This is a genomic window from Vicinamibacteria bacterium (assembly GCA_035620555.1).
Classification (GTDB): domain Bacteria; phylum Acidobacteriota; class Vicinamibacteria; order Marinacidobacterales; family SMYC01; genus DASPGQ01.
In genome coordinates this window covers 1-2548 of sequence record DASPGQ010000500.1, presented here as the reverse complement: position 1 = coordinate 2548, position 2548 = coordinate 1, and the positions used below count along the sequence as shown (strand labels likewise).

3 protein-coding genes are annotated in these 2548 nt (G+C 63.2%); all 3 read left to right on the top strand.

The features are described from left to right. The first annotated feature begins 326 nt into the window (after positions 1-326). From VEK15_20405 to VEK15_20395, 3 genes are read left to right on the top strand one after another with little or no spacing between them, the layout of a single operon-like run. Positions 327-788, top strand: a complete 462-nt coding sequence (locus tag VEK15_20405) for an SRPBCC family protein (protein HXV63074.1) — start codon at positions 327-329, stop codon at positions 786-788. A 2-nt stretch (positions 789-790) separates the two neighbouring features. After that, complete coding sequence (locus tag VEK15_20400) at positions 791-1192, top strand: metalloregulator ArsR/SmtB family transcription factor (GenBank protein ID HXV63073.1); 402 nt, start codon at positions 791-793, stop codon at positions 1190-1192. Positions 1193-1222: 30 nt separating this feature from the next. Beyond that, positions 1223-2395 (top strand): FAD-binding oxidoreductase, encoded by a 1173-nt coding sequence (locus VEK15_20395; protein HXV63072.1) that lies wholly within the window; start codon positions 1223-1225, stop codon positions 2393-2395. Positions 2396-2548 lie beyond the last annotated feature (153 nt).

Sequence of the window (2548 nt, the reverse complement as noted above, 5' to 3'; positions counted from 1 at the left end):
ACCCGGTTGAAAACGAGGATCGGGAGTGAGCCCTCTGACTCCAGACGTTTCTGAATCGCCGAAAGCTCCCACTTCGGGCTCACCTCGCGGTCGACGTGCACGAGGAGCTCGCCCGCGAGATTCTCGACGAGCTGCAAGAAATGGCGTAGATCTTTGCTCACGCTCTGGGAAGGGATTCTACCTCGTTCGCGGATGAGAACCGTGTCTCGTCCGTTGTTGCGTGCGCGTTCGTAATGTGCAACTTTTTAGTTGCATATGAGGACATCTCGGGGTAATCTGCAAAATGCAACCGAATGGTTGCATTACTGGAATTCAGAGGAGGTTCCATGGGCACGACCACGACCGATCGCATCGAGAAGAAGATCCGGCTTCGCCACCCCCGCTCTCGGGTTTGGAAGGCCCTCACCGACTCGAGGGAGTTCGGCAGCTGGTTCGGGGCGATTTTCACCGAGCCGTTCCGTCCGGGGGGGAAGCTTCAAGGACGAGTCACTCACAAGGGCTACGAGCACATGACGATGGACGTCACCATCGAGCGTATGGAGCCCGAGCGCCTGTTCTCGTGGCGCTGGCATCCGGGCGCTGCCGAGCCGGGGGAGTCCTTCTCCGACGAGCCCACCACCCTGGTCGTCTTCGAGCTCGAAGAGGTCCCCGGCGGAACGTTGCTCACCGTGGTGGAAACGGGATTCGACAAGATCCCGCTCGCGCGGCGCGCGAAGGCGTTTCGTGACAACGAGGAAGGTTGGGCCGCCCAGATGAAGGCTATCGAGCGGCACCTCGGCGGGTCCTGACGATGGCCGCGAAGAGGGGCGCTTACCTGGCTTCCGCACCCATTTTCGCGGCTCTCGGGGACGAGACACGCTTGCGCCTCGTGGCCCGCCTGTGCTCGGGCGGGCCACAGTCCATCGCCCGTCTCACGGCCGGCACGGAAGTGACGCGACAGGCGGTCACCAAGCATCTGCTCGTGCTCGCCGAGGCGGGACTGGTCCAAGTTGTCAGGCAAGGACGAGAAAGCCGATGGGAGCTCGAGCCCGATTCGCTCGGCGTGGCGCGCCGCCACCTGGAGCTGATTTCGGACGAGTGGACCGAGCGCCTCCAGGCGCTCGAGCGGCACCTCGATTCGGAGCCCGAGAGGAAGTCCCGAGCAACCAGGCGCAGGAGGAAATCGCCGGCGAGCAAATCTCGCGTCGCGTAGGCGAGGGTGGTATAAAGCTCGCGGGACTTCATGGATCGCCGGTGTTTCGTTCGCGTATTGTCCGGGGTCGCGGCGGCGACCTTCTCCGGAGTTCGCGATACGCTCGGCGCGCCCCGGCGAGTCGGGATCGTCGGCGGGGGAATCATCGGCTCGTCGATCGCCTACCATCTGGCGCGGCGGGGCGCCGATGTGACCCTTTTCGAGAAGGCGGAGCCGGCTTCCGGGGCCACTGCGAACTCATTCGCCTGGGTGAACGCGACCTTCTCCAAGAAGCCGCACCACTACCATCTCTTGAACCGACTGGGCGCGCTCGGGTACCGTCACCTGGAAGCGGAGCTCGGCGGCGACTTGAGGGTGCGTTGGGGCGGAAGCATCGAATGGTATGCCAGCAGCGAACGGGCTCGTTGGCTTCGAGAGCAGGTAGAGCTTCATCAGGCGTGGGGTTATCCAACTCGGCTGATCGAGCCGGAGGAGTTCGAGAAGCTGGAAAAGAATCTCGAGCCCGGAGAGGTTCTCGCCGCTTCCTGGAGCGAGGAGGAAGGAAGCCTCGATCCCGTAAAGACAACCCAGACACTCGTAGATCACGCAAGGCGCGCGGGTGCCAGGATCGTCTATCCCTGCGAAGTCGAAAACGTCGACGTCAAGTGGGGGAGGTTGCGGGGAGTCACGACGTCCCAGGGGAGCTTCGCGGTCGACGTGCTCGTCATCGCGGCAGGCGTGGAAACGCCCGCCATTGCGGCCAAGGTCGGACTCGAGGTGCCTCTCGTGGATTCCCCCGGCGTTCTCGCACACACACGGCCGGCCTCTCCTCTCATCGAGCGAGTGGTGCTGTCGCCAGGGGCGCATATGAAGCAGCACCTCGACGGCCGTGTGGTGGCGGGGATGGGATTCGGCGCCGCGCCGGTGACCGAGGCGAGCCGTGAGGAAGGCGAGAGGATCCTTGCGTCGGGAAGGACCTATCTTCCCGGACTTTCGGAGCTCGAGCTAGAACGGGTGACTCTCGGGTGGCGCCCTTTGCCGCGAGATGGCTATCCCATTGTTGGCTTCTCGGCCGGAGCGCCGGACATCTATCTTGCGGTAATGCACAGCGGAGTCACGCTCACACCGATCGTCGGCCGGCTCGCAGCCATCGAGATCCTCGACGGCGTGGACGTAGATCTATTGTCGTCGTACCGTCTCGCGCGGTTCGATAAGAGGGCCTAGGGCAAGCCCTACTTTTTCGTCGATTTTGGTTCCGGGTACTTCGAGAACACGTCCGCTACCGCAGACTGGATCTGTTTTTCGGAGCGATCGGGTGTGCCCAGCGGGTACGTACCTTTGGCTTGCCACACCAAGAAGCTCGACTCGGCTTCCTTG